Source organism: Variovorax sp. Varisp41, from assembly GCF_047325085.1.
Lineage (GTDB): Bacteria > Pseudomonadota > Gammaproteobacteria > Burkholderiales > Burkholderiaceae_C > Variovorax.
The window spans coordinates 1,908,107-1,928,770 of record NZ_CP168540.1; the positions used below are offsets into that span (position 1 = coordinate 1,908,107).

Genomic DNA, 20,664 nt, shown 5'->3' on the forward strand with positions numbered 1-20,664 from the left:
CCGGAGGCCCGGGCTTATTCCGCCTCGATGCCGGCCGCCTTCACGATGCGGCCCCACTTCTGCGATTCGCCGGCCTGGAACTTCGCGAGTTCCTCGGGCGAGGTGGTGAAGACTTCGGTGCCGCTCGGCTCGTAGAAGGCGGTCTTCGCGCTGTCGCTCTTCGCGGCCTTCACCAGCAGTTCGTTGAGGCGCTTGACCACGGCCGGCGGGGTCTTCGCGGGCGCGTAGGCGGCGAACCAGTAACCCATCTCGTAACCCTTGACGCCGGCCTCGGCGATGGTGGGCACGTCGGGCGCGAGCGGCGAGCGACTGGCGCTCGACATGCCGAGCGCGCGCAGCTTGCCGCCCTTGACCTGCGGCAGGCCGGTGGCGGTGTCGGTGATCATCATGTCGATCTGGCCGCCGAGCAGGTCGGTCACGGCCAGGGTGTTGCTCTTGTAGGGCACGTGCAGCAGCTTGATGTCGGCCATCTGCTGCAGCAGCTCGCCGGCCATGCGGCTCGACGAACTGCCGCTGCCGAAGCTCAGCTTGCCCGGCTCCTTCTTCGCGAGCGCGATGAAGTCGGCCACGCTCTTCACGTTCGAGGCCGGGTTCACCACCATGATCTGGCCGCCCTTGCCCAGGCCGGCGAGCGGCGCGAAGTCCTTCACCGGGTCGTAGGGCAGCTTCTTGTAGAGATGCTCGTTGGCCGCGTGCGTGGTGTTGGTGGTGATGAGCACGGTGTAGCCGTCGGCCGGCGCCTTGGCAACGAACTGCGAGGCGATGAAGCCGCTGGCGCCGGCGCGGTTGTCGATGACGACGGCCTGCTTGGTCTCCGCCGTGATGACGTTGCCGAGGGCGCGCGCGATCTGGTCGGTGGCGGTGCCGGCCGCGAAGGGCACGACGAAGGTGATCGGCTTCTCGGGGAAGGACTGCGCCTGGCCCAGCAGCGGGGCCAGGGCCAGCGCGGCGCCGAGCAGGGTGAGGGAACGTCGGTTCATGGTCTTGTTGTCTCCGGGGTCGATGGTTGGAAATTCGGTGAAGGGTTGCTTCGGCGCTCAGGGGCCGGCCAGGTGGCGCGCAAGCTCGCTCGGCACGCGCACGGGCATGTCGAGCAGCAGGAACGAGAGCGCCTTGCCGTGGGTGTCGAGGTTGAGCGCATCGTTGACGCCGCCGTCGAGCACGGCGTCGAGCACGAAGTTCATGGCGTGCAGCTTCGGCAGCAGGAAGCGCTGCACCTGCGAAGGCGCGCGATGGCGGAACTGCTCGGCCACGCGCTCGGGCGTGAGCTGCTCGGCGAGCACGGGATAGAGCGCGGGATGCCAGGCGATGACGCTGATGTTCGAGCGATCGCCCTTGTCGCCGGTGCGGCCGTGGGCGGCGCGGTAGAGGGGGACGTCGAGGTACGGGTGTTCGGTGCTCATGCGCTTTCTCCTTCGTCGAGCAGCTCGAAGCGCACCGGCACCGCCTCGCGCGGCAGCAGGCACGAGATGGTGTTGAGCCGCGGCGTGAGCGCGGTGCGCACGCCGCCGCCGCCCGCGGGCCCGCAGGTGTAGAGCGCCGTGACCTCGCGCGCCAGCCGCTCGGCCTGCGCGCGCTCGGCATGGGTGGCGGCCACGCGCAGCCGCACGTCGCGCAATCCGCTGTCGGGCGTGGCCGCGAGCGCCTGGCCGGCGTCGTCGCCGAAGATGCTCAGCGCGCCGATCAGGTCCACGCGCAGCGCGAGCCCCTCGAGCCGTTCGCGCAGCACCTGCGCCGCGAGCCGCGCCCGTGCCTCGGCACGCGGACCGGCATAGGAGATCTCGCCCTCGGCGAGCCAGCCGCCCTCGTGGCAGACGTTGACCTTGTAGTGCGCGGGCCGCGCATGGCCGCGCACGCCCGAGAGCGCCACGCGATCGGGCCCGGGCAGCGCATGCACCTCGGCCTCGGCGATGTCGGCCACCACGTCGGGCGTGAGGTACGCGGCGGGGTCGTGCACCTCGTAGAGCAGCTGTTCCTTCACCGTGGCCTCGCTCACGAGGCCGCCGGTGCCGTCGGCCTTGCCGATGGTGCAGTGGCCGTCGGCATCGATCTCGGCAATGGGAAAGCCCACGGCCGCGAGGCCCGGCACGTCCTTGTAGCCGGGGTCGGCGAAATAGCCGCCGCAGACCTGCGCGCCGCATTCGAGCAGGTGCCCCGCCATGGTCGCGCGGCCGAGCCGGTGCCAGTCGTCGGCGCGCCAGCCGAAGTGCGACAGCACGGGGCCGACAGTCAGCGAGGGATCGGCCACGCGGCCGCACACCACCACCTGCGCACCCGCGTCGAGCGCGGCGGCGATCGGCTCGGCGCCGATGTAGGCGTTGGCGCTGACCACCCGCAGCCCGTCCATCGCGACGCCGAGCGCCTCGCGCAGCAGCGCGCGGTGGGCCGGGCCCGAGAGGTCGTCGCCCTCCACCACCGCGATGCGCGGCACCGGCGCGCCGAGCTCGCGGGCCATGCGCGCGATGTGACGCGCGGCGGCGCGCGGGTTGGCGGCGCCGAAGTTGCTGACGATGCGGATGCCGTTGTCGAGGCAGCGCGCGAGCACCGGGCGCAGCATGGCGTCGAGCAGCGGTTCGTAGCCGGCCTCGGGGTCGGCACGGCGGCGCAGCTGGGCCAGCGCGAGCGTGCGCTCGGCCAGCGTCTCGAAGATCAGGAAGGCGCGCTGCCCGGCGGGGCCGTGGCGCAGGCGCGCGATCAGGGTGTCGACCACCGGTCCGGCGGCGTCGGTGCGGTCGCCGGAGAAACCGGCGGCGCATCCGATCAGGAGGGGCGGCGATGCGGGGGAATCCATGGCCGGCGACTGTAGGCACCCGCCCCCGATCCGTAAAATCGAAAGTTCGGATCGATTGATCTGTATTTCGAATAACAACGACCGAGCCCCGGAAACAAGCGATGAGCACCAGCAGCACCGCCGCGCGCAAGACACCCGATCTCTCGACCCGCCAGCTGCGCGCCTTCCTCGCGCTGGCCGAGCTGCGCAGCTTCACGCGCGCGGCGCAGGCCAGCCACCTGTCGCAGCCGGCCTTCAGCGCGCTGATCCGAACGCTCGAGGACGCGGTGGGCACGCGGCTGTTCGACCGCGACACGCGCAGCGTGCAGCTCACGCCCGAGGGCCGGCTGTTCGAGGGCTCGGCGCGCCGGCTGCTCGACGACATGGGCGGCGCCATGGCCGACCTGGCCGACCACGTGGAGCGCCGCAAGGGCCGGGTGCGCGTGGCCGCCCTGCCCTCGCTGGCGGCAGGCTGGCTGCCGAGCGTGTTCGCCGAGTTCATGCAGGCCTGGCCCGGCATCCGCGTCGACCTCGACGATGCGCTGTCCGACGCCTGCATCGCGCTGGTGCGCAGCGGCCAGGCCGACTTCGCGCTCGCGGCCTCGGGCGCGGGCGAGGCGGCCTACAGCGACCTGCGCGGCCAGCGGCTGTGCGCCGACCGCTTCCACCTGGTGTGCCGCACCGACCATCCGCTCGCGCGCGAAACCCGGCTCACGGCGAAGAAGCTCGCGCCCTGGCCCTTCATCCAGATGGCGCGCAACAGCAGCGTGCGGCAGGCGCTCGACGTGGCGCTGCATCCGCTGCGGCTCAACGCGGTGTTCGAGGTCGAGCACCTGGCCACGGTGATGGGGCTGGTCGAGGCCGGGCTCGGCATCAGCGTGGTGCCGGCGCTCACGCTGTTCCACTTCCGGCGCGAGACGCTGGTGACGCGGCCGCTGCCGCTGCCCGCGCTCACGCGCACGGTCTACCTGGTGCAGCGCAGCGAGGGGAGCCTGTCGGTGGCGGCGCAGACGCTGCACGACCTGATCGTGGCGCGGCTGGGCAAGCTCAAGCTCGACGACTTCTGATCAGCCCTCGCCGCCGGCCGCCCTGGCCGACGCGGCCACCATCTCGCGCAGCCAGGCATGCGCGGCGTCGTGGTCGTTGCGCCCGTGCCAGACCGCGCGCGTGACCACGGTGGCGGCGCGGTACGGCGGCTGGCGCTGCAGCAGTTCGCCGGCGCGCGCGAGATAGGCGCCGAGCGAGGCCGGCACGATCGACAGCATGTCGCTCTCGCGCAGCAGGGCGGGAATGGCCAGCGAATGCGGCACGGTCACGCGCAGGCGCGGCACCTGGCCGATCGCGGCCAGGGCCTCGGCGAGCGCGGAGCGGTCGAACATCTCGGACTGGCGCGCGAGGCCGCGCTCGAGGATGAAGCCGTCGACGGCGCCCTCCTCCTGCCCGCCGAGCGAGGTGGTGACCAGCGCGTACTTCGCGAGGTCGCGCACCGCGAGCTTGCGCCTGGCCGCCGGATGGCCCTTGCGCATCAGGATCACCTCGCCCTGCGACAGCAGCGTGCGCGCATTGAGCCGCGCCGGCACCTGCGAGAAGGTGCCGATGGCAAGGTCGATGCGGCCCAGGTCGATCTGCTCGGCGAGGTCGAGCCGGGTCGAGGGGCGGATCACCAGGTCGACACCGGGCGCGGCCTGCTGCAGCGCGCGCGTGAGGCCGGCGACGATGACCGCAGTGATGTGGTCGTTGGCCGCGATCGTGAAGCGGCGCGACGACAGCGCGGGATCGAAAGGCTCGACGCCGAGCGTGGCCTCGATGCGGCGCAGCGCGTCGCGCAGCGCGGGCGCCATCGCGCTCGCGCGGCCGGTGGGCTGCATGCCCTTGCCGGTGCGCACGAACAGCTCGTCGCCCACCAGTTCGCGCAGCCGCGTGAGCGCATGGCTCACGGCCGACTGGCTGAGATTGAGCCGGCGGCCGGCCAGCATCAGGTTGCGATCCTCGAAGACCGCGTCGAAGACCTTCAGCAGGTTGAGGTCCATGCGTCCGATGCTCATGGCGCGCTTCTTCGTGAGTTGAATGCCGTGCATTCTGCGCTTGCAAAAGCGCCAGTTCCATTCAATTCGGGGCCGGCCGATCATTCGGCCACTTCACACCACGAGGCCCGCCATGAACGCACTCACACGCCGCCGCTTCACGCAGGCCGCGCTCGCTCTTCCGGCCGCCGGCTGGCTGCCGCGCGCCTTCGCGCAGTCGCAGGGCAGCCCGGGCAAGCTGCTGGTCGGCTACCCGGCCGGCGGCACGCTCGACACCACGGCGCGGCAACTCGCCGAGGCCTGGCGCAAGCAGGGCCGGTACTACCTCGTCGACAACCGCGCGGGCGCGGCCGGGCGCATCGCGAGCGGCCAGCTCAAGCGCGAGAAGCCCGACGCGAGCGTGCTGCTGTGCACGCAGGCCTCGGCGCTCACGATCTACCCGCATGTCTACAGCAAGCTGGCCTACGACCCGGCCACCGACTTCGTGCCGGTCTCGCCGCTGGTGATCGCGACCTGCGCGCTGGCGGTGAGCGCAGCGGTGCCGGCCTCGGTGAAGACACTGCAGGACTACGTGGCGTGGGTGCGCGCCACGCCCACGGGCGCCAGCTACGCCTCGCCGGCCGCGGGGTCGGTGGCGCACTTCCTCGGCTGGCAGCTGTCGGAAGCCGGCGGACTGAAGCTGCAGCACGTGGGCTACCGCGGCTCGGCACCGGCGATGCAGGACCTGCTGGGCGGCCAGATCCCGGCCTACCTCGGCTTCGTGGCCGACTTCCTGCCCTATCTGCAGTCGGGCAAGCTTCGCATCCTCGCCGTGAGCGGCGAGCAGCGCTCGCGCTTCATGCCGGCCGTGCCCACCTTCGCCGAGCAGGGCTTCGCGCAGATCCGCGGCGCCGAGAACTACGGCGTGTTCGCGCCGCCAGGCACGCCCGAGGCCGGCGTGCGCGCGCTGCACGAGGCGATGGTCGTGGCCAGCAAGGACCCCGGCCTGCGCGCTGCCTTCGACCAGGTCGGCCTCGAGGTGCACACGCAGGCACCCGACGACTACGCGCGCCAGATCCGGCGCGAGCGCGAAGCCTGGGGGCCCGTGGTGCGGGCCTCGGGCTTCCGCTCGGACGAATGAACCCTCCAACCCCCACGAGCAAAGACATGAGCACGACACACACCGACCGCGAGGAACTGATCGAGCGAAGCCTTCCCTTCCTCGAGGAGATCAAGGACATGACCACGGGCACCGAGGTCGAGCAGTGGCTCAACCGCACCCATGGCCCCGACAGCGCGCTCTACCAGTCGCTCGCGCGGCTGGTGAGGCAAGGCGTGCGCGACGGCTGGGCCGCCAACGTCGAGCTCGACGGGCCCATCTACCGCCGCAGCCGCATCGCCGAGCCCTCGGAGCGCACGCTGGGCTTCAGCATCACGGCCGTCTACATGGACAGCACCGGCAACACGCAGGGCAACCCGGGCCACGCCTACCGCGGCCAGTACCACGCCCATCCCTATGGCGAGTTCAACATGGTGGTGCCGCTCGACGAAGGCGCCGCGCTCAACGGGCCCAACGGCTGGTGCGAAGCCGGCTGGACCGCGCCCGCGCCGGGCAGCCATCACTATCCCGAGGCGCGCGGCGGCGCGGTGATCGCGCTGTTCTTCCTGCCGGCGGGGCGCATCGCCTACCACCCGGCCCCGCGGGACTGAGCGATGCAGCGGGCCGACGCTCCCACCGACAGCGCACGCCATGTCGACGCGGTGCTGCGCGCGCGCCGCTCGGTGCGCGCCTATGCGCCGCGGCCGCTGCCGCAGGCGCTGGTGCGCGAGATCCTGCAGGTGGCGGCCACGGCGCCGAGCAATTCGAACACCCAGCCCTGGCGCGTGCACGTGCTCGCCGGCGCGCCGCTGAAGGCGCTCGGCGATGCGCTCGACGCGGCCTTCGTGGCGGGCGATTTCGAGGCGCCTTCGCACTTTCCCGATCCGCTGCCCGGCCCCTTCTGCGAGCACCAGTCGGCCTTCGCGGCGTGCTATTACGGCGCGCTGGGCATCGACCGCGCGGACGCCGCGGCCCGCGCGCGGCAGACGCGGCGCAACTACGGCTTCTTCGGCGCGCCGGTCGGGCTGATCTTCGGCATCGATGCGCGGCTCGCGCGCCACAGCTGGCTCGATCTCGGCCTGTTCGTGCAGAACGTGATGATCGCGGCCAAGGCGCGCGGCATCGACACCTGCCCGCAGGTGTCGTTCGCGCCCTTCCATGCGTTGATCGCGGCGCGGCTGGGCATGCCACCCGAGGAGGTCACGGCCTGCGGCATGTCGATGGGCTGGGGCGAGCCGTCGGCCGAGGTCAACCGGATGGCGATGCCGCGGCGAACGGTCGAGGACTTCGCGCGCTTCGAGGGATTCGACGAGGCCTCGACCAGTTGAGACAAGCCGAACTGCCCACCGCTGGCCACAATGAAGCCCCCACCCGTGGAGGCCGCATCGATGGCACAGGCGCATGCAGCATGACGAACAGAAGGCGCTGATCCGGCGCGCGCTGGCATTGATCGCCAGCGGCGGCACCGAGCGCGGCGAACCCTCGCTGAGTCCGGTGTCGCGCTACCTCGACCCCGAGCGCCATGCGCGCGAGGTCGAGCGCATCTTCCGCCGCCATCCGCTGGCGCTGGGCCCCGCGGCCGCGCGCGCGCGGCCCGGCGACACGCTGGCCATCGACGCGGCCGGCATGCCGCTGTTGCTGGTGCGCACGCGCGAGGGCGAGCTGCGCGGCTTCGTCAATGCCTGCCGCCATCGCGGCGCGCGGCTGCGGCCGGCCGGCGCGTCGAACCAGCGCGTGTTCGTGTGCCCGTACCACAGCTGGACCTACGGGCTCGACGGCAGCCTGCGCGGACGGCCCGGCGAGGCCGATTTTCCGCATGCGCCGGCTGCCGACTGCCAGCTCGCGCGCGTGCCGGTGGCCGAGGCGCTGGGTTTCGTCTGGGCGATTCCGCGCGTGGCCGATGGCGAGGACGATGCGCGTATCGACATGGAAGGCTGGCTCGGCCGCTTCGGCGCCGACCTGCGCCACTGGGGCTACGACCGCTGGGTGCCGTTCGACCAGCGCGAGTTCGCGAACGCCGCCAATTGGAAGATCCCGTTCGAGGCCAACCTCGAGACCTACCACTTCCAGTACGCGCACCGCGACAGCATCGCGGGCCTGTTCCACGACAACTTGCTGATCGCCGACCACGAGGGCGCGCACCAGCGCCTCTTCCTGCCCAAGCGCGGCATCGAGCGGCTGCGCGAGTTGCCCGAGGACCAGTGGCAGCTCGGGCCGCATTCGAACGTCATCTACTACTTCTTTCCGGCCACCTTCATCCTGCACGAGGGCGACCATGCGAACGCCTTCACCGTGCTGCCCGAGGCCCCCGAGCGCTCGCGCGTGATCGCGACCATGCTGATCCCCGAGCCGCCCGCGAACGAGAAGGCGCAAGGGCACTGGCGCCGCAACCTCGACTCGTACTGGGGCGCGCTGGCCGAGGACTTCGCGCTCGGCGTGTCGGTGCAGTCCACGCTCGCGAGCGGCGCACAGGCCTCGCTGTACCTCGGCGCGACCGAGTGCTGCTCGGCGAAGTTCCACGCGGACGTGGAAGCGGCGCTCTCCTGAAGCAACCCCTCGGCCATCCGTCGCGGCACGGGCCGGCTTGACATGCAGGTATTTGCCTGCATATCATCCGCTCACGCACGAACAACGACGCATGGACGCTGACAAGGTTTTCAAGGCACTGGGCGACCCGACCCGCAGGAAGCTGCTCGATCTGCTGCACGACCACAACGGGCAGACGCTCGGCGAACTCTGCGAGCACCTGGACATGGCGCGGCAATCGGTCACGCAGCACCTCGGGCTGCTCGAGGCGGCCAACCTGGTGACCACGGTCTGGCGCGGCCGCGAGAAGCTGCACTTCATCAACCCGGTGCCGCTGCACGAGGTCTACGAGCGTTGGGTGCGCAAGTTCGAACATCAGCGGCTCACGCTGCTGCACGACCTCAAGAAGGAACTCGAAGGAGAGTGACGATGAAGCCAGAGAAGATCAGCTATGTCTACGTGACCTACATCCGCTCGACGCCCGCGAAGGTGTTCGAGGCCATCACCCGGCCCGAGATCGCGCGGCGCTACTGGGGCCACGAGAACGTCTCCGACTGGAAGCCCGGCTCGCCGTGGCAGCACGTGCGCGCCAGCGACGAGCGCCCGGTCGAGCTGGTGGGCCAGGTGGTCGAGATCGCGCCGCCGACGCGGCTGGTCATCACCTGGGCCGGCGCCTCGCAGGCGGCCGACCCCGAGGCCTACAGCCGCGTGACCTTCGACATCGTGCCGTACGAGGACATGGTGCGGCTTACCGTCACGCACGACGAACTCACGGCCGGCAGCAGCATGGCCAAGGGCATCCAGCAGGGCTGGCCGATCGTGCTGTCGAGCCTCAAGTCGCTGCTCGAGACCGGCGAGGGCATCGACGTCTTCGCGAAGCCCAAGGCGGCCTGAGGCCGCGCACCCGGAGAAACGTCATGACCCAGCCCTACACCGGCGGTTGCGCCTGCGGCGCGATCCGCTACAGCACGCCGCATGCGCCGATCTTCCAGAACCATTGCCAGTGCAGCGACTGCCGGCGGCGCAGCGGCACCGGGCACGGTTCGTACCTGACCTTTCCGGCGCGCGCCGAGATGGCGATCACCGGCGCGGCCAGCGAATGGGAGATCGCGGCCGACAGCGGCCAGCGGAAAAGCCATGCCTTCTGCCCGGTCTGCGGCACGCCTCTGTTCGTGCGCTTCTCGGGCATGCCCGAGCTGATCGCGGTGCATGCGGGCAGTCTCGACGAGCCCGAACGCTTCGCGCCGCAGGTGCTCACCTACCGCGTGCGCGGGCTGGCATGGGATGCGCTCGATCCCGCGCTGCAGGCCTTCGAGCGGATGCCGACGGCTTAGGCCAGCGCGTCGGGCACGCCCGGCACCGCGGGCTTCACGCTGTCGTCGGCGGGCGGGATCGGAATCACCGTGTCCCCTGCTTCGGCAGCAGCGACCGCCGAAGCCACCGATCCCGCGGCCTCGGCCAGCGCCGCCTGCGCAGTCGGGTTCGGCGTCGGCTCGCCGATCTTGCGCAGCGTGTTGCGGTCGGTGTGCGCAAAGGGCTCGGGCTTGCCGCGCACGTCGAGCAGCGTGGTCTGCTCGTACGACCAGCTGCCGTCGTCGTGCAGCGTCACGTCGATGGTGTAGCGCAGGGTCTTGAACGCATGCTCGAGGAAGGGGTTGGCAACGATGCCGTTGGTGTCGCCGCCGCGCACGGCCTCGAGGCGGAAGCTGCGCGCATCGGGCGCGGCCTGGCCGGTGGCCATGGCCGTGAGGCCGCGCGGGATCGACAGGGTCTGCACCAGCGCGCCGGTGGCCGGCTCCCAGAGCCAGTAGCCGACCTGGTCGTGGAAGGTCTCGACGTCGTCGGGCTTCACGATGCGCAGGTGGTAGCGCAGGCCGTAGAAGATCTGCGGGCCGTTGGTCTGCGCGTCGATCGGCTGGAACTCGGCATGCTCGATGAAGGCCTCGGCCTCGGGGCCGTCCTCCTTCGGGCTCACGTCGTGGCCCATGGTGCCCATCCAGATGCCGGCCAGGCCGGTCAGCGGGCCGAGGTTGGCGAGCGTGTGCGGATCGGGCTCGGGTTCGGTGTAGATGTCTTGCGGAAACTCGGCCATGGGGTACTCCTCTTGTTCGTTGTTCGTGATGCGGTGGGGAAACGGATCGGGGGCCGCCATCATTGGTCGAGCCGGATGCCGACCTTGGCGATGATCGCGCCCCACTTGCGGCCTTCGCTGTCGATGAAGGCCCTGAATTCCTCGGGCGAGCCGCCGCCCACGGCCAGCCCCTGGTTGGCGAGCAGCGTGCGCACGGCGGGATCGCGCAGCACGGCGTTGACGTCGGCATTGATGCGGCGCACCACCTCGCCCGGCGTGCCGGCGGGCGCGAACAGGCCGTTCCAGGCCAGCGACTCGAAGCCCGGGTAGCCCGATTCGGCGACCGTCGGCAGCTCCTTCATGAGCTCGAAGCGCTGCGCGCTGGTGATCGCGATCAGTTTCACGCGCTGGCCCTGGATCAGCGGCAGCAGCGCGGGCGCCACGGTGAACAGCGCCTGCGTGTCGCCCGAGGCCAGCGAGAGCCCGGCCGGCGGCGAGCCCGCGTAGGGCACGTGCACCGCCTCGATGTGCGTGACGCTGCGCAGCAGCTCCATCGTGAGGTGCGAGGAACTGCCCGCGCCCACCGAGGCATAGCTGAAGCGGTCGCGCTGCCCCTTCACCCAGGCGATGAACTCGGGCAGCGTGTTCGCCGGGTTGCTCGCCTGCACCGCGAGCACGTTGGGCTGAGAGGTGGTCAGCACGATCGGCAGCAGGTCGCGCGCCGGTGCGTACGGCATGCGCGCGTACATGTAGGGGCCGAAGGCGATCGGGCCGTTGAAGCCGATGCCCAGCACATGGCCGTCGGGCGGCGCCTTCGCCACCGCGTCCATGCCGATCAGCCCGCCGGCGCCGGCCTTGGTCTCGACCACCACCGGCTGCTTCCACGCGGTGCGCAGGCGGTCGGCCAGGGTGCGCGCGATCAGGTCGAGCGAGCTGCCCGCGGGCGCGGGCACGACGATGCGCACGGGCTTCACGGGCCAGTCCTGCGCCTGCGTACCCAGCGACAGGGTGCAGGCGCACAGCAGCGCGGCGATGCGGTGGAGAAGACGGGTCATGACCATCTCGACGTGCGTCAGCGCGCGGGCGACGCCGCGTGGAAGCGCTCGCGCGCCTGCCCCAGCAGCTCGACGCAGCGCGCATCGAACTCCGGTGTGTAGCGCACATCGGGCACCACGATGTTGAAGGCCGCGGGCGCGGCCGGGTCGCCCGAATCGATGGCGATGGCGATGCCCACCACGCCCGGCGTGTGCTCGCCGCGCGAATAGGCGATGCCGCTTTCGCCGACCTCCTCGAGCTGGCGCTTGAGCACCGCGAGCGTGGTGGCGGTGGCGGGCGTCTGGGCCTGCAGCCGCACGTTCTTGAGATAGGCCTGGCGCCGCGCCGCGGGCATGGCCGCGAGGATCGCCTTGCCGGCCGAGGTCGAGTAGAGCGGGAAGCTGTCGCCCACCGCCATGCGGTAGGACAGCGGCGCGCGCGACTCGGCCACGCAGGCGCGCTCGACCTCGTCGCCGCGCAGCACCGAGAACGAGGTGGCCTCGCCCGCGGTGCGCGCGAGCCAGTCGACGATGGGCCGCGCCTGCGCCATCAGCCGTTCGCGCAGGCCGCTGCCGCGCACCAGCTCGAACACGGCCGGGCCCAGCGCATAGGTGCTCTGCGCGCCGTCGAAGCCGAGGAACTCGCGCGCCACCAGGTTGCGCAGCAGGTGCGTGAGGCTGCTCTTGGGGATGCCGAGCGCGATGCCGATCTCGTGATGGGTCAGCGCCCCGCCCTGGCGCGCGAGGAGCTGGAGGATGTCGAGCACCCGGTCCGCCGACTTCACGGCGGCCGATTCGGGGGGCTTGCTGTCTGCTGCGTCCATGGGTGCCTGTGCTGTGAGGTGCGCCGATTCTAGGAAGCGCGCGGCCCGCGTCCCACCGATCGACGCGCCGGGTGTTTGACAGTCGCGGTTTGCGTGTTTATATTCTGGAACAGTTCATATACATGAACAAACACCGATTCCAGACCACCTCGCGTTCAAGCATCGAAACACCTCGCCGTCTTATGCAGCGTCTCTATTTCCACGAGATCCTCGACCCCGTGCGCCAGCCCGGCGCCCACACCCGCTATCTCGAGACCCTGGGCCGCCTGGTGCGCACCGAGGGCAATGCGCGCGGTTCGGCCAGCAACGGCTGCATGGCGGCCTGGGTGCCGGTGTTCCTCACGGGCCGCTGGCCCGAGATCGTGACCTTCTGGGAGATGCAGGGCGGCTGGGAGGGCTTCGGGCGCCACTTCGACGCCACGCCCGACCTGTTCCACGAACCGCTCGAGCGCTTCTACGGCGAGCGCACGGGCGGCTTCGACCGCGTGCTGCTGGCGGCCGACTACAGCATCGACCGCGCGCGGCTGCTGGCCGGGGGCGTGCGCGCGCCGGTCGTGCTGCAGCAGACCATCGGCCTCGAGGCCGGCGGCGCACCCGACTACCTCGCGCGGCTCGGCGAGGCCGCCGCGCGCATCGAGGGCCCGGGCGCGCCGCGCCTGTTCGGCGCCTACGAGACCGCGCTGCGCAACGGCAGCGAGGCGCTGGTGCTGTGGGCCTTCGACGACTTCGCCGCGCTCTCCGCCTTGCAGGCGCGGCCCGACTCGGTGCCCGGCTGGGCCGACTGGGCCCGCGCCGCGCGGCAGCACGAACGCACGCACACCGGACTGGTGCTGCGGCCGGCCGACTGGTCGCCGCTGCGCTGAATCCCTTTTTTCATGACCTTCGAACCTGGAGACAACCCAATGGAACGCAGACGATTCCTCGAAAGCGGCGGCGCGCTCGGTGCCGCGGCGGCAGCCACGGTCGCCTCGGCGGCCGCGACCGCCCTGCCCGGCTGCAGCAGCGCCGCGCCGGCACCGCGCCCCTCGGGCAAGACCTTCGTGCTGGTGCACGGTGCCTGGCATGGCGCCTGGTCGTGGGAGCGGCTGACCCCGCTGCTGCGCGCCCGGGGCCACGAGGTGCGCGTGCTCACGCTCGCGGGCGTCGGCGAACGCATCGGCGAGATCTCGACCGCGATCGACCTCGAGACCCACATCGCCGACGTGACCGGCTTCATCCGCAGCCAGGACCTGCGCCAGGTGGTGCTGGTGGGCCACAGCTATGGCGGCTACCCGATCACGGGCGCGCTCGACCGGCTCGCCGCCGAGCGCCGCATCGACACGGTGGTGTACCTCGATGCCTTCGCACCGCACGACGGCGAACGCATGCTCGACTACCTCGACGCCACCGGCAAGGCCGAGCTGCAGGCCGCGCACCGCGCGGGCAATCCGCGCTGGCCCAAGCTGCCGGCCAAGGCCTTCGGTCTCGGCAATCCGGCCGACATCGCCTGGGTCGACGCGCGCCTGACCGACCACCCGAACGGCACCTACCTGCAGCCGATCTCGCTGCGCGCCGCGCCCGGCGCGGCCGCGCGCAAGCGGCTCTACATCGCGGCCTCGGCGCCCGCCATGCCGGTGTTCGACGCGCACAAGGCACGGCTGCGCAACGACCCGGCCTGGACCTTCGTCGAGGTGCAGGGCGGCCACGACGCGATGGTCGACCACGCCGACACGATCGCGCGGCTGCTCGATGCGCATGCCTGATTCATCCCACCTCCTCTTGCTCCCATGAAGCTCATCCTCCAACCCGCCGCCGCGATCGCATGCCTGGCGCTGGCCGGCGTCGCGCACGCGCAGCCCGCGCCCATGCCCACGCTGCTCGAGGCCGCCACCGCGATCCGCGAGCACACCACCACCAGCTGCGAACTGGTCGAGCGCTCGTTGCGCGCGGCCGACTTGCACCAGGACCTGCATGCCTTCATCACCATCGACCGCATCGGCGCGCGCCGCGCCTGCGCCGAGGCCGACCGCGCCGTGGCGCACGGCCGCAAGCTCGGGCGGCTGCATGGCGTGCCGATCGCGATCAAGGACAACATCCTCGTCAAGGGCCTGCCCTTCACCGGCGGCACGCGCGCGCTGCAGGGCTATGTGGCGGCGCAGGACGCGCCGGCCGTGGCGCGGCTGCGCGCCGAGGGCGCGATCGTGATCGGCAAGCTCAACCTGCACGAACTGGCCTTCGGCGCCACCGGCAACAACTTCGCCTATGGCGCGGTGGGCAATGCCTACGACCCGAGCCGCTTCGCGGGCGGCTCCAGCGGCGGCTCGGGCGCGGCCGTGGGCGCGCGCATCGTGCCGGCCGCGCTCGGCACCGACACCGGCGGCTCGGTGCGCATCCCGGCCGCGCTCAACGGCATCGTGGGGCTGCGGCCGACCGCGGGGCGCTATTCGGGCGAAGGCGTGCTGCCGGTCTCGACCGCGCGCGACACCATCGGCCCGCTGGCGCGCAGCGTGGCCGACCTGGCACTGCTCGACGAGATCCTTTCGGGCAGCCGCGGCGAGGTGCAGCCCAGGCCGCCCGCGGGCCTGCGCCTGGGCGTAGCGCGCGCGGCCTTCTACGACAACGCGGACGAGGCCACGCGCCGCGCCTTCGATGCCGCGCTCGACAAGCTCAAGGGCGCGGGCGCGCAGATCGTCGAGATCGAGATCCCGCAGCTGCGCGAGGTCGCGGCCAGGGTCGCGCCGGTCACCGACTACGAGGCGCGCGTGGGCATCGCCGCCTTTCTCGCGAAGTACAAGACCGGCGTGAGCCTCGACCGGCTGGTGGCCGACATCGCGAGCCCCGACGTGGCGGCGGGTTTTCGCAACCGCATCGTGTCGGCCAGCGCGCCGACGCGCGAGGCCTACGAGACCGCGCTCAAGGTCGAGCGGCCGAAGCTGCAGGCGCTGCTGCGCGGCGCGTTCGAGAGCAACCGGCTCGACGCCCTGCTCTACCCCGTGACGCTGGCGCCGGCGCTGCCGATCCGCGGCACCGAGATGAGCGTGACGATCAATGGCCGCACCACCAGCACGCTGGCCGCCTACATCGCGAACACCGGCCCCACCAGCACGGCCGTGCTGCCGGGCGTGACGGTGCCGATCGCGCTGTCCGACGAAGGCCTGCCGATCGGCCTGGCCATCGACGGCCTGTGGAACAGCGACCGCGCGCTGCTCGCGATCGCAATGGGCATGGAAACGATCTTCCCGGCGCTGCCGGCTCCCAAGCAATGAAAGAAGGCATGACGCAAAGACAAGACATCCCCGGCGAGAACCGCTTCGACGTGATCGTGATCGGCGGCGGCAGCGCCGGCGTGGCGGCCGCGATCTCGGCCGCGCGCGGCGGCGCGCGCACCCTGCTGGTCGAATCGGCGCCGATGATCGGCGGCGAGCTGATCAGCGGCATCTCGATGCTCGGCTGCCTCTCGACGCGTGGCGACTGGATCGTGGGCGGCGTGGTCACCGAGCTGCTCGACCGGCTCAAGCCGCTGGGCGGCTACATCGGCCCGGTGTTCGACTACCGCGCGCTGCACCTGGTGTGCTTCGACACCGAGCTCATGAAGATCGCCGTGATGCAGGCCGTGGCCGAGGCCGGCGTGCACCTGCGCGTGCAGGCCTTCTTCTGCGGCATCGAGACCGGTGGCGATGAAACCCGCGTGCGGCTGATGCACAAGGGCGGCGAGGCCTGGTACGCGGCGCGCGTGGTGATCGACTGCTCGGGCGACGGCGATGTGGCGGTGGCCGCGGGCGCACCGAGCGAGAAAGGCGCGCCCGGCAGCGGCGCGCTGCAGCCGCCGAGCCTGGTCTACCGCGTATGCGGCGTCGAGACCGAACCGCTGCTGCGCTTCGTGCGCGACAACCCGGCGCACTTCGGCCTCGGCGACTACCCGGGCCTGGGCATGGATGCGCGCCAGTGCGCCGAGGCGCTGTACGCTCAGGGCCAGCCCAAGGTGCTGCTGCGCGGCACGCAGGGCCTGCTCAAGGAGGCGATCGATGCCGGCGAGATGTACCCGACCTCGGTGCTCGCGATCGTGCCGACCTCGACCGCGCGCAAGGAGGTCAGCATCAACTCGACCCAGCTCGCGGGCGTGGACGGCACGCGCGCGGCCTCGCTGAGCGAGGCGCTGCCGCAGCTGATGACGCAGGTGTCGCAGGGGCTGGCCTTCCTGCGCCGGCGCGTGCCGGGCTTCGAGCAGGCGGCGCTGGCCGCGGTGGCGCCGAAGATCGGCGTGCGCGAGACGCGGCGCATCCTCGGCGAGCACGTGCTCGACGAGGCCGACATCATGCAGGGCCGCAAGCGCGCCGACGGCATCGCCAAGGGCGGCCACGAGCTCGACATCCTCGCGGTCGACGGCCACCGGCACGAGACCATCGCCGAGGGCGGCTCCTACGACATCCCCTACGAGTGCCTGGTGCCGCGCGGCCAGCGCCGGCTGCTGGTGGCGGGGCGCTGCATCTCGAGCACGCGCGAGGCGCAGAGCTCGGTGCGCGTGATGGGCACCTGCATGGCGATGGGCCAGGCCGCCGGCACCGCGGCGGCGCTGTGCGCGCTCGACGACGGCTGGAGCGGCGATGTGCGCGACGTGGACCGCGCGCGACTGCGCCGCACCCTGATCGCCGACGGCGCCGTGCTCGAGGGGACGCTGTAGTGGGCCGCACGCTGTCGCTCGCGCACCTGAGCCTGCTCGACGCCACGCCGCCCGAGCTGGTGCGCGCGGCCGGCGAGGCGGGCTTCCGCTCGGTCGGCCTGCGCCTGCATCCGGCGCGGCCGGGCGAGGCGCCGCACCCGATGCACGAGGGCTCGCCGATGCTGGCCGAGACGCGCGCGCTGATGAGCGCGCTGGACGTGGCGGTGCACGACGTCGAGGTGGTGCGGCTGTCGGCCGGCTTCGAGGCGCTGCGCTTCGAGCCGATGCTGGCGGTGGCGGCGTCGCTGGGGGCGCGCTGGCTGGTGGTGAATGGCGACGACGACGATCACGCGCGGGCCGCCGCCCACCTCGCGGCGCTCGGCGAGATCGCGGGCGCGCATGGCATCTCGCTCGGGCTCGAGTTCATGGTCTACACGGCCGTGCCCACGCTCGATGCCGCGCTGCGGCTGGTGCGCGAGACCGGGCGATCGAACGTGCATGTGCTGGTCGATACGCTGCATTTCTTTCGCAGCGGCGCGGCGGCCGATCGCATCGCGCGCACGCCGGGAATCGCGCGCGGCTGGGCGCAGTTCAGCGATGCGCCCGCGCGGCGCCATCCGGCCCTGTCGCCCGGCGAGGAGGCACGCCCGCACCGCCTGCTGCCGGGCGAAGGCGCGCTGCCGCTGGCGGATGTGCTCGATGCGGTGGCGGCCGATGCCATGCTGTCGATCGAGGCACCCTCGACCGTGCGCCGCCATCACCTCGGCATGGCAAGGCGCGCCGAACTGGCGTACACCACGGCCAGGCGCTGGCTCGATGCCGTCGCACGACCGCAGCAGGAACACGCCCATGCCCTCCACTGACACGAAGGTCTCTCTTCAACCCGTGCTGCAGCTCGACGGCCGCACCGCGGTGCTCGGCATCCTCGGCGATCCGGTCGCGCAGGTGAAGGCGCCCGCGCCGCTCACGGCACGGCTGCAGCAGGCGGGCCTCAATGCCGTGCTGGTGCCGATGCATGTGCGCGCCGACGACGTGGCCACCTTGCTGCCCGCGCTGCTCACGCTGCGCAACCTCGCGGGCTTCATCGTCACCGTGCCGCACAAGCAGCGCGTGGCGGACCTGCTCGGCGATGGCCTGCTGCCCGGTGCCGAGCGTGCCAACGCCGCCAACGTGGTGCGCCGCACCGCGCAGGGCGGCTGGCAGGGCGAGCTGCTCGATGGCAGCGGCTTCGTGGCGGGACTGCGCGCCGCTGGCTTCGATCCGCGCGGACGCGCGGCCTGCATCGCGGGCGCGGGCGGCGCGGCCTCGGCCATTGCCTTCGCACTCGCCGATGCCGGCGCGCGCTCGGTGCGCGTGTGCGACATCGACGCGGCGAAAGCCGAAGCACTCGCACGGCAGTTGCAATTGCATGGCGTCGAGGCCAGCACCTGGAACGGCCGCGAGCCCGGCGAGGCCGAACTGCTGGTGAACGCCACGCCGGTCGGCATGCGCGCGGACGATCCACTGCCCGTGCCCGCCAGCGCGCTGCGCACCGGCCTCTGGGTGGCCGAGGTCATCATGGCGCCGGCCGTCACGCCGCTGTTGCAACTGGCACGCGAGCGCGGCTGCATCGCGCACGAGGGCCGCCACATGATGGAGCGGCAGCTCGGGCTGATGGCCGACTTCTTCGAGCCCGCGATCCTCGCGATGGCGCCCGAGCGGCTGGAGGTGGCGGCATGACGCGCGCCTTCATCGACGGCTTCGAGCCGCGCCTCGTCGACGTGGGCGAGGCGCGGATCTTCGCCGAGATCGGCGGCTCGGGCCCGCCCCTGCTGCTGCTCCACGGCTACCCGCAGACGCATGCGGCCTGGCACCGCATGGCGCCGGCGCTCGCGCGCCACTACACGGTGGTGGCGGCCGACCTGCGCGGCTACGGCGACAGCCTCGGCCCGCCCGGCGATCCGCTGCACGCGGCGCACAGCAAGCGCGCGGTGGCGGCCGACCAGGCGGCGCTGATGCGCGCGCTGGGCTTCGAGCGCTTCGCGGTGATCGGCCACGACCGCGGCGCGCGCGTGGCGCACCGGCTGTGCCTCGATCATCCGGAACGCGTCGCGGCCTTCGGCTCGATCACCGTGATTCCCACCGTCGAGATGTGGGCGCGCGCGAACAAGGACTTCGGCCTCAAGAGCTGGCACTGGTTCATGCTGGCCCAGCCCTTCGACCTGCCCGAGCGCCTGCTCGCGGCCGACCCGACCTTCTTCCTCGACTGGACGCTGCGCAACATGGTGCGGCGCTTCGACGCGGTGACGCCCGAGGCCCATGCCGAGTACCTGCGCGCCTTCTCGCGCGAGAGCGTGCGCCACGCGATGATCGAGGACTACCGCGCCGCCGCGTCGATCGACCTCGAACACGACGAACACGGCCGTGCAACCGGCGAGCGCGTGCGCTGCCCGGTGCATGTGCTATGGGAGCGCGGGCGCTTCCCGGCCGAACGCACGCCGGTCCACATCTGGCGCGACGCGGCCGCCGAAGGCACGCCCGTGAGCGGCGGCGAGATCGACTGCGGCCACCTGATGATGGAAGAAGCGCCCGAGGCGGTGCTCGCCGAGCTGCTGCCCTTCCTGCGCGCGCACTGGCCCTCGCCGAGTGCCGCGCATCCAAGCCACATCCCCTGAACACGAACCCGAGGGCGCATCCGCACGCCCTCTTGCTGGAGACATGCCATGACTTTCCGCCATCGCCCTTCCTCGCCGCGCCGCGCGCTGCTGCTCGCCGCCGGTCTCGCGCTGGCCGCGCCCCTGCACGCCATCGCGCAAGGTGCCTATCCCTCGAAGCCGATCCATCTGGTGGTGGGCTTCCCGCCCGGCGGGCCGGCCGACCTCGCGGCGCGCATCGTCGGCGAGAAGCTCGCGCAGGACCTGCGCCAGCCGGTGCTGGTCGAGAACCGGCCCGGCGCCTCGCAGAACATCGCGGCCGACTACGTGGCCAAGAGCACGGCCGACGGCTACACGCTGCTGATGGGCAGCACCGCGGTGGTGGTGAACCACTTCCTCTACAAGGACATGCGCTTCGACGTGTTCAACGACCTGGTGCCCGTGGGCACGGCCGCGCGCACGCCGCTGATGGTGGTGGCCAATCCGCGCTTCGCGGCGAAGAACATGAAGGAGCTGGTGGCCGCCGCCAAGGCCGCGCCCGGCAAGATCAATTACGGCTCGGGCGTGCGCGCGAGCACCACGCACCTGGCGGTGGAAGCCTTCAAGGCGCAGGCCGGCATCGAGGTCTCGAACATTCCCTACCAGGGCGCGGGCCCGATGCTCACCGACCTCATGGGCGGCCAGGTCAGCTTCGCCTTCGACACCATGGTGACCTCGATGCCGCTGGTGAAGGCCGGCCGATTGCATGCGCTGGCGGTCACGAGCGCCACTCGCTCGCCGATCGCGCCCGAGCTGCCGACCGTGGCCGAGTCGGGCTACCCGGGCTTCGAGGCCATCGGCTGGTTCGGCATCCTCGCGCCCAAGGGCACGCCGCAGCCTGTGGTGCAGCGGCTCAATGCCTCGCTGCAGAAGGTGCTGGCCGCGCCCGACGTGGCGCAGCGCCTGGCCGGCGCGGGCGGCGACGTGCTGCCCGGCACGCCCGAGGACTTCGCGCGGCTGATGCGCAGCGAATCGGAGAAATGGGGCGGCGTGATCAAGCGCGTGGGCATCACGCTCGACTGAACA

General features: G+C 71.8%; 22 protein-coding genes and 1 pseudogene. 16 read left to right on the forward strand and 7 right to left on the reverse strand.

The features are described from left to right. Window positions 1-14 precede the first annotated feature (14 nt). The 3 genes from ACEN9J_RS08955 to ACEN9J_RS08965 are packed head-to-tail and all read right to left on the reverse strand — an operon-like array spanning window position 15 to window position 2,791. Window positions 15-980, reverse strand: a complete 966-nt coding sequence (locus ACEN9J_RS08955) for a Bug family tripartite tricarboxylate transporter substrate binding protein (protein ID WP_057596338.1) — start codon at window positions 978-980, stop codon at window positions 15-17. A 57-nt stretch (window positions 981-1,037) separates the two neighbouring features. Continuing rightward, window positions 1,038-1,403: a hypothetical protein gene (locus ACEN9J_RS08960; protein ID WP_057596337.1), complete on the reverse strand. Its 366-nt coding sequence runs from the start codon at window positions 1,401-1,403 to the stop codon at window positions 1,038-1,040. Then, a complete protein-coding gene (locus tag ACEN9J_RS08965) occupies window positions 1,400-2,791 on the reverse strand; it encodes an acyclic terpene utilization AtuA family protein (RefSeq protein WP_413763857.1) in 1,392 nt (463 codons plus the stop codon). Before ACEN9J_RS08965 ends, ACEN9J_RS08960 begins: the two co-directional genes overlap by 4 nt. Window positions 2,792-2,892: 101 nt before the next feature. Between ACEN9J_RS08965 and ACEN9J_RS08970 the strand changes: the two genes are divergently transcribed. Beyond that, window positions 2,893-3,837: a LysR family transcriptional regulator gene (locus ACEN9J_RS08970; RefSeq protein ID WP_296775384.1), complete on the forward strand. Its 945-nt coding sequence runs from the start codon at window positions 2,893-2,895 to the stop codon at window positions 3,835-3,837. On the opposite strand, the gene ACEN9J_RS08975 is transcribed toward ACEN9J_RS08970, so the two are convergent. Next, entirely contained in the window at window positions 3,838-4,815 is a 978-nt protein-coding gene (locus tag ACEN9J_RS08975; protein WP_413763858.1) for a LysR substrate-binding domain-containing protein, read from the reverse strand. It abuts the gene before it with no gap. 112 nt (window positions 4,816-4,927) lie between these two features. On the opposite strand from ACEN9J_RS08975, the gene ACEN9J_RS08980 reads away from it, so the two are divergent. From ACEN9J_RS08980 to ACEN9J_RS09010, 7 genes are all read left to right on the forward strand, one after another. Then, window positions 4,928-5,914: a tripartite tricarboxylate transporter substrate-binding protein gene (locus tag ACEN9J_RS08980; RefSeq protein WP_209540800.1), complete on the forward strand. Its 987-nt coding sequence runs from the start codon at window positions 4,928-4,930 to the stop codon at window positions 5,912-5,914. A gap of 26 nt (window positions 5,915-5,940) precedes the next feature. Further along, the gene (locus ACEN9J_RS08985) at window positions 5,941-6,483 is read left to right on the forward strand and encodes a DUF4863 family protein (RefSeq protein ID WP_413763859.1); all 543 of its coding nucleotides are present in this window, start codon (window positions 5,941-5,943) and stop codon (window positions 6,481-6,483) included. 3 nt (window positions 6,484-6,486) lie between these two features. Beyond that, window positions 6,487-7,200 carry a nitroreductase gene (locus ACEN9J_RS08990; protein ID WP_261211004.1) on the forward strand — a complete coding sequence of 238 codons (714 nt, stop codon included), beginning with the start codon at window positions 6,487-6,489 and terminating at the stop codon, window positions 7,198-7,200. Between the two features lie 73 nt (window positions 7,201-7,273). Further along, complete coding sequence (locus ACEN9J_RS08995) at window positions 7,274-8,419, forward strand: aromatic ring-hydroxylating oxygenase subunit alpha (RefSeq protein WP_413763860.1); 1,146 nt, start codon at window positions 7,274-7,276, stop codon at window positions 8,417-8,419. Between the two features lie 91 nt (window positions 8,420-8,510). Beyond that, window positions 8,511-8,825 (forward strand): ArsR/SmtB family transcription factor, encoded by a 315-nt coding sequence (locus ACEN9J_RS09000; protein WP_093342757.1) that lies wholly within the window; start codon window positions 8,511-8,513, stop codon window positions 8,823-8,825. A 2-nt stretch (window positions 8,826-8,827) separates the two neighbouring features. Beyond that, complete coding sequence (locus tag ACEN9J_RS09005; RefSeq protein WP_413763861.1) at window positions 8,828-9,292, forward strand: SRPBCC family protein; 465 nt, start codon at window positions 8,828-8,830, stop codon at window positions 9,290-9,292. 23 nt (window positions 9,293-9,315) lie between these two features. After that, window positions 9,316-9,732 carry a GFA family protein gene (locus tag ACEN9J_RS09010; protein ID WP_413763862.1) on the forward strand — a complete coding sequence of 139 codons (417 nt, stop codon included), beginning with the start codon at window positions 9,316-9,318 and terminating at the stop codon, window positions 9,730-9,732. A 125-nt stretch (window positions 9,733-9,857) separates the two neighbouring features. Here ACEN9J_RS09010 and ACEN9J_RS09015 read toward each other — a convergent pair. From ACEN9J_RS09015 to ACEN9J_RS09025, 3 genes and pseudogenes are all read right to left on the reverse strand, one after another. After that, window positions 9,858-10,490 (reverse strand): annotated as a pseudogene (locus tag ACEN9J_RS09015) (FABP family protein); the annotation flags it as partial. A gap of 59 nt (window positions 10,491-10,549) precedes the next feature. Continuing rightward, window positions 10,550-11,524: a Bug family tripartite tricarboxylate transporter substrate binding protein gene (locus ACEN9J_RS09020; RefSeq protein WP_261211010.1), complete on the reverse strand. Its 975-nt coding sequence runs from the start codon at window positions 11,522-11,524 to the stop codon at window positions 10,550-10,552. 17 nt (window positions 11,525-11,541) lie between these two features. Further along, window positions 11,542-12,327 carry an IclR family transcriptional regulator gene (locus ACEN9J_RS09025; RefSeq protein WP_057596327.1) on the reverse strand — a complete coding sequence of 262 codons (786 nt, stop codon included), beginning with the start codon at window positions 12,325-12,327 and terminating at the stop codon, window positions 11,542-11,544. A gap of 182 nt (window positions 12,328-12,509) precedes the next feature. Here ACEN9J_RS09025 and ACEN9J_RS09030 point away from each other — a divergent pair, with 182 nt between their 5' ends. From ACEN9J_RS09030 to ACEN9J_RS09065, 8 genes are read left to right on the forward strand one after another with little or no spacing between them, the layout of a single operon-like run. Beyond that, on the forward strand, window positions 12,510-13,190 hold the full coding sequence (locus tag ACEN9J_RS09030; protein ID WP_261211011.1) for an NIPSNAP family protein: 681 nt from the start codon (window positions 12,510-12,512) through the stop codon (window positions 13,188-13,190). Between the two features lie 39 nt (window positions 13,191-13,229). After that, a complete protein-coding gene (locus ACEN9J_RS09035; RefSeq protein WP_296729283.1) occupies window positions 13,230-14,069 on the forward strand; it encodes an alpha/beta hydrolase in 840 nt (279 codons plus the stop codon). Window positions 14,070-14,093: 24 nt separating this feature from the next. Next, on the forward strand, window positions 14,094-15,572 hold the full coding sequence (gene iaaH / locus ACEN9J_RS09040; protein WP_413763863.1) for an indoleacetamide hydrolase: 1,479 nt from the start codon (window positions 14,094-14,096) through the stop codon (window positions 15,570-15,572). 8 nt (window positions 15,573-15,580) lie between these two features. Continuing rightward, window positions 15,581-16,987, forward strand: a complete 1,407-nt coding sequence (locus tag ACEN9J_RS09045; protein WP_413763864.1) for an FAD-dependent oxidoreductase — start codon at window positions 15,581-15,583, stop codon at window positions 16,985-16,987. Next, window positions 16,987-17,829, forward strand: coding sequence for a sugar phosphate isomerase/epimerase family protein (locus tag ACEN9J_RS09050; RefSeq protein ID WP_413763865.1), 843 nt, complete (start codon window positions 16,987-16,989; stop codon window positions 17,827-17,829). The genes ACEN9J_RS09045 and ACEN9J_RS09050 overlap by 1 nt, the downstream gene beginning before the upstream one ends. Beyond that, window positions 17,816-18,685 carry a shikimate dehydrogenase family protein gene (locus ACEN9J_RS09055; protein ID WP_413763866.1) on the forward strand — a complete coding sequence of 290 codons (870 nt, stop codon included), beginning with the start codon at window positions 17,816-17,818 and terminating at the stop codon, window positions 18,683-18,685. Before ACEN9J_RS09050 ends, ACEN9J_RS09055 begins: the two co-directional genes overlap by 14 nt. After that, a complete protein-coding gene (locus ACEN9J_RS09060) occupies window positions 18,682-19,620 on the forward strand; it encodes an alpha/beta fold hydrolase (RefSeq protein WP_413763867.1) in 939 nt (312 codons plus the stop codon). Before ACEN9J_RS09055 ends, ACEN9J_RS09060 begins: the two co-directional genes overlap by 4 nt. 48 nt (window positions 19,621-19,668) lie before the next feature. Beyond that, on the forward strand, window positions 19,669-20,661 hold the full coding sequence (locus tag ACEN9J_RS09065; protein WP_296729269.1) for a tripartite tricarboxylate transporter substrate binding protein: 993 nt from the start codon (window positions 19,669-19,671) through the stop codon (window positions 20,659-20,661). Window positions 20,662-20,664: the final 3 nt, after the last annotated feature.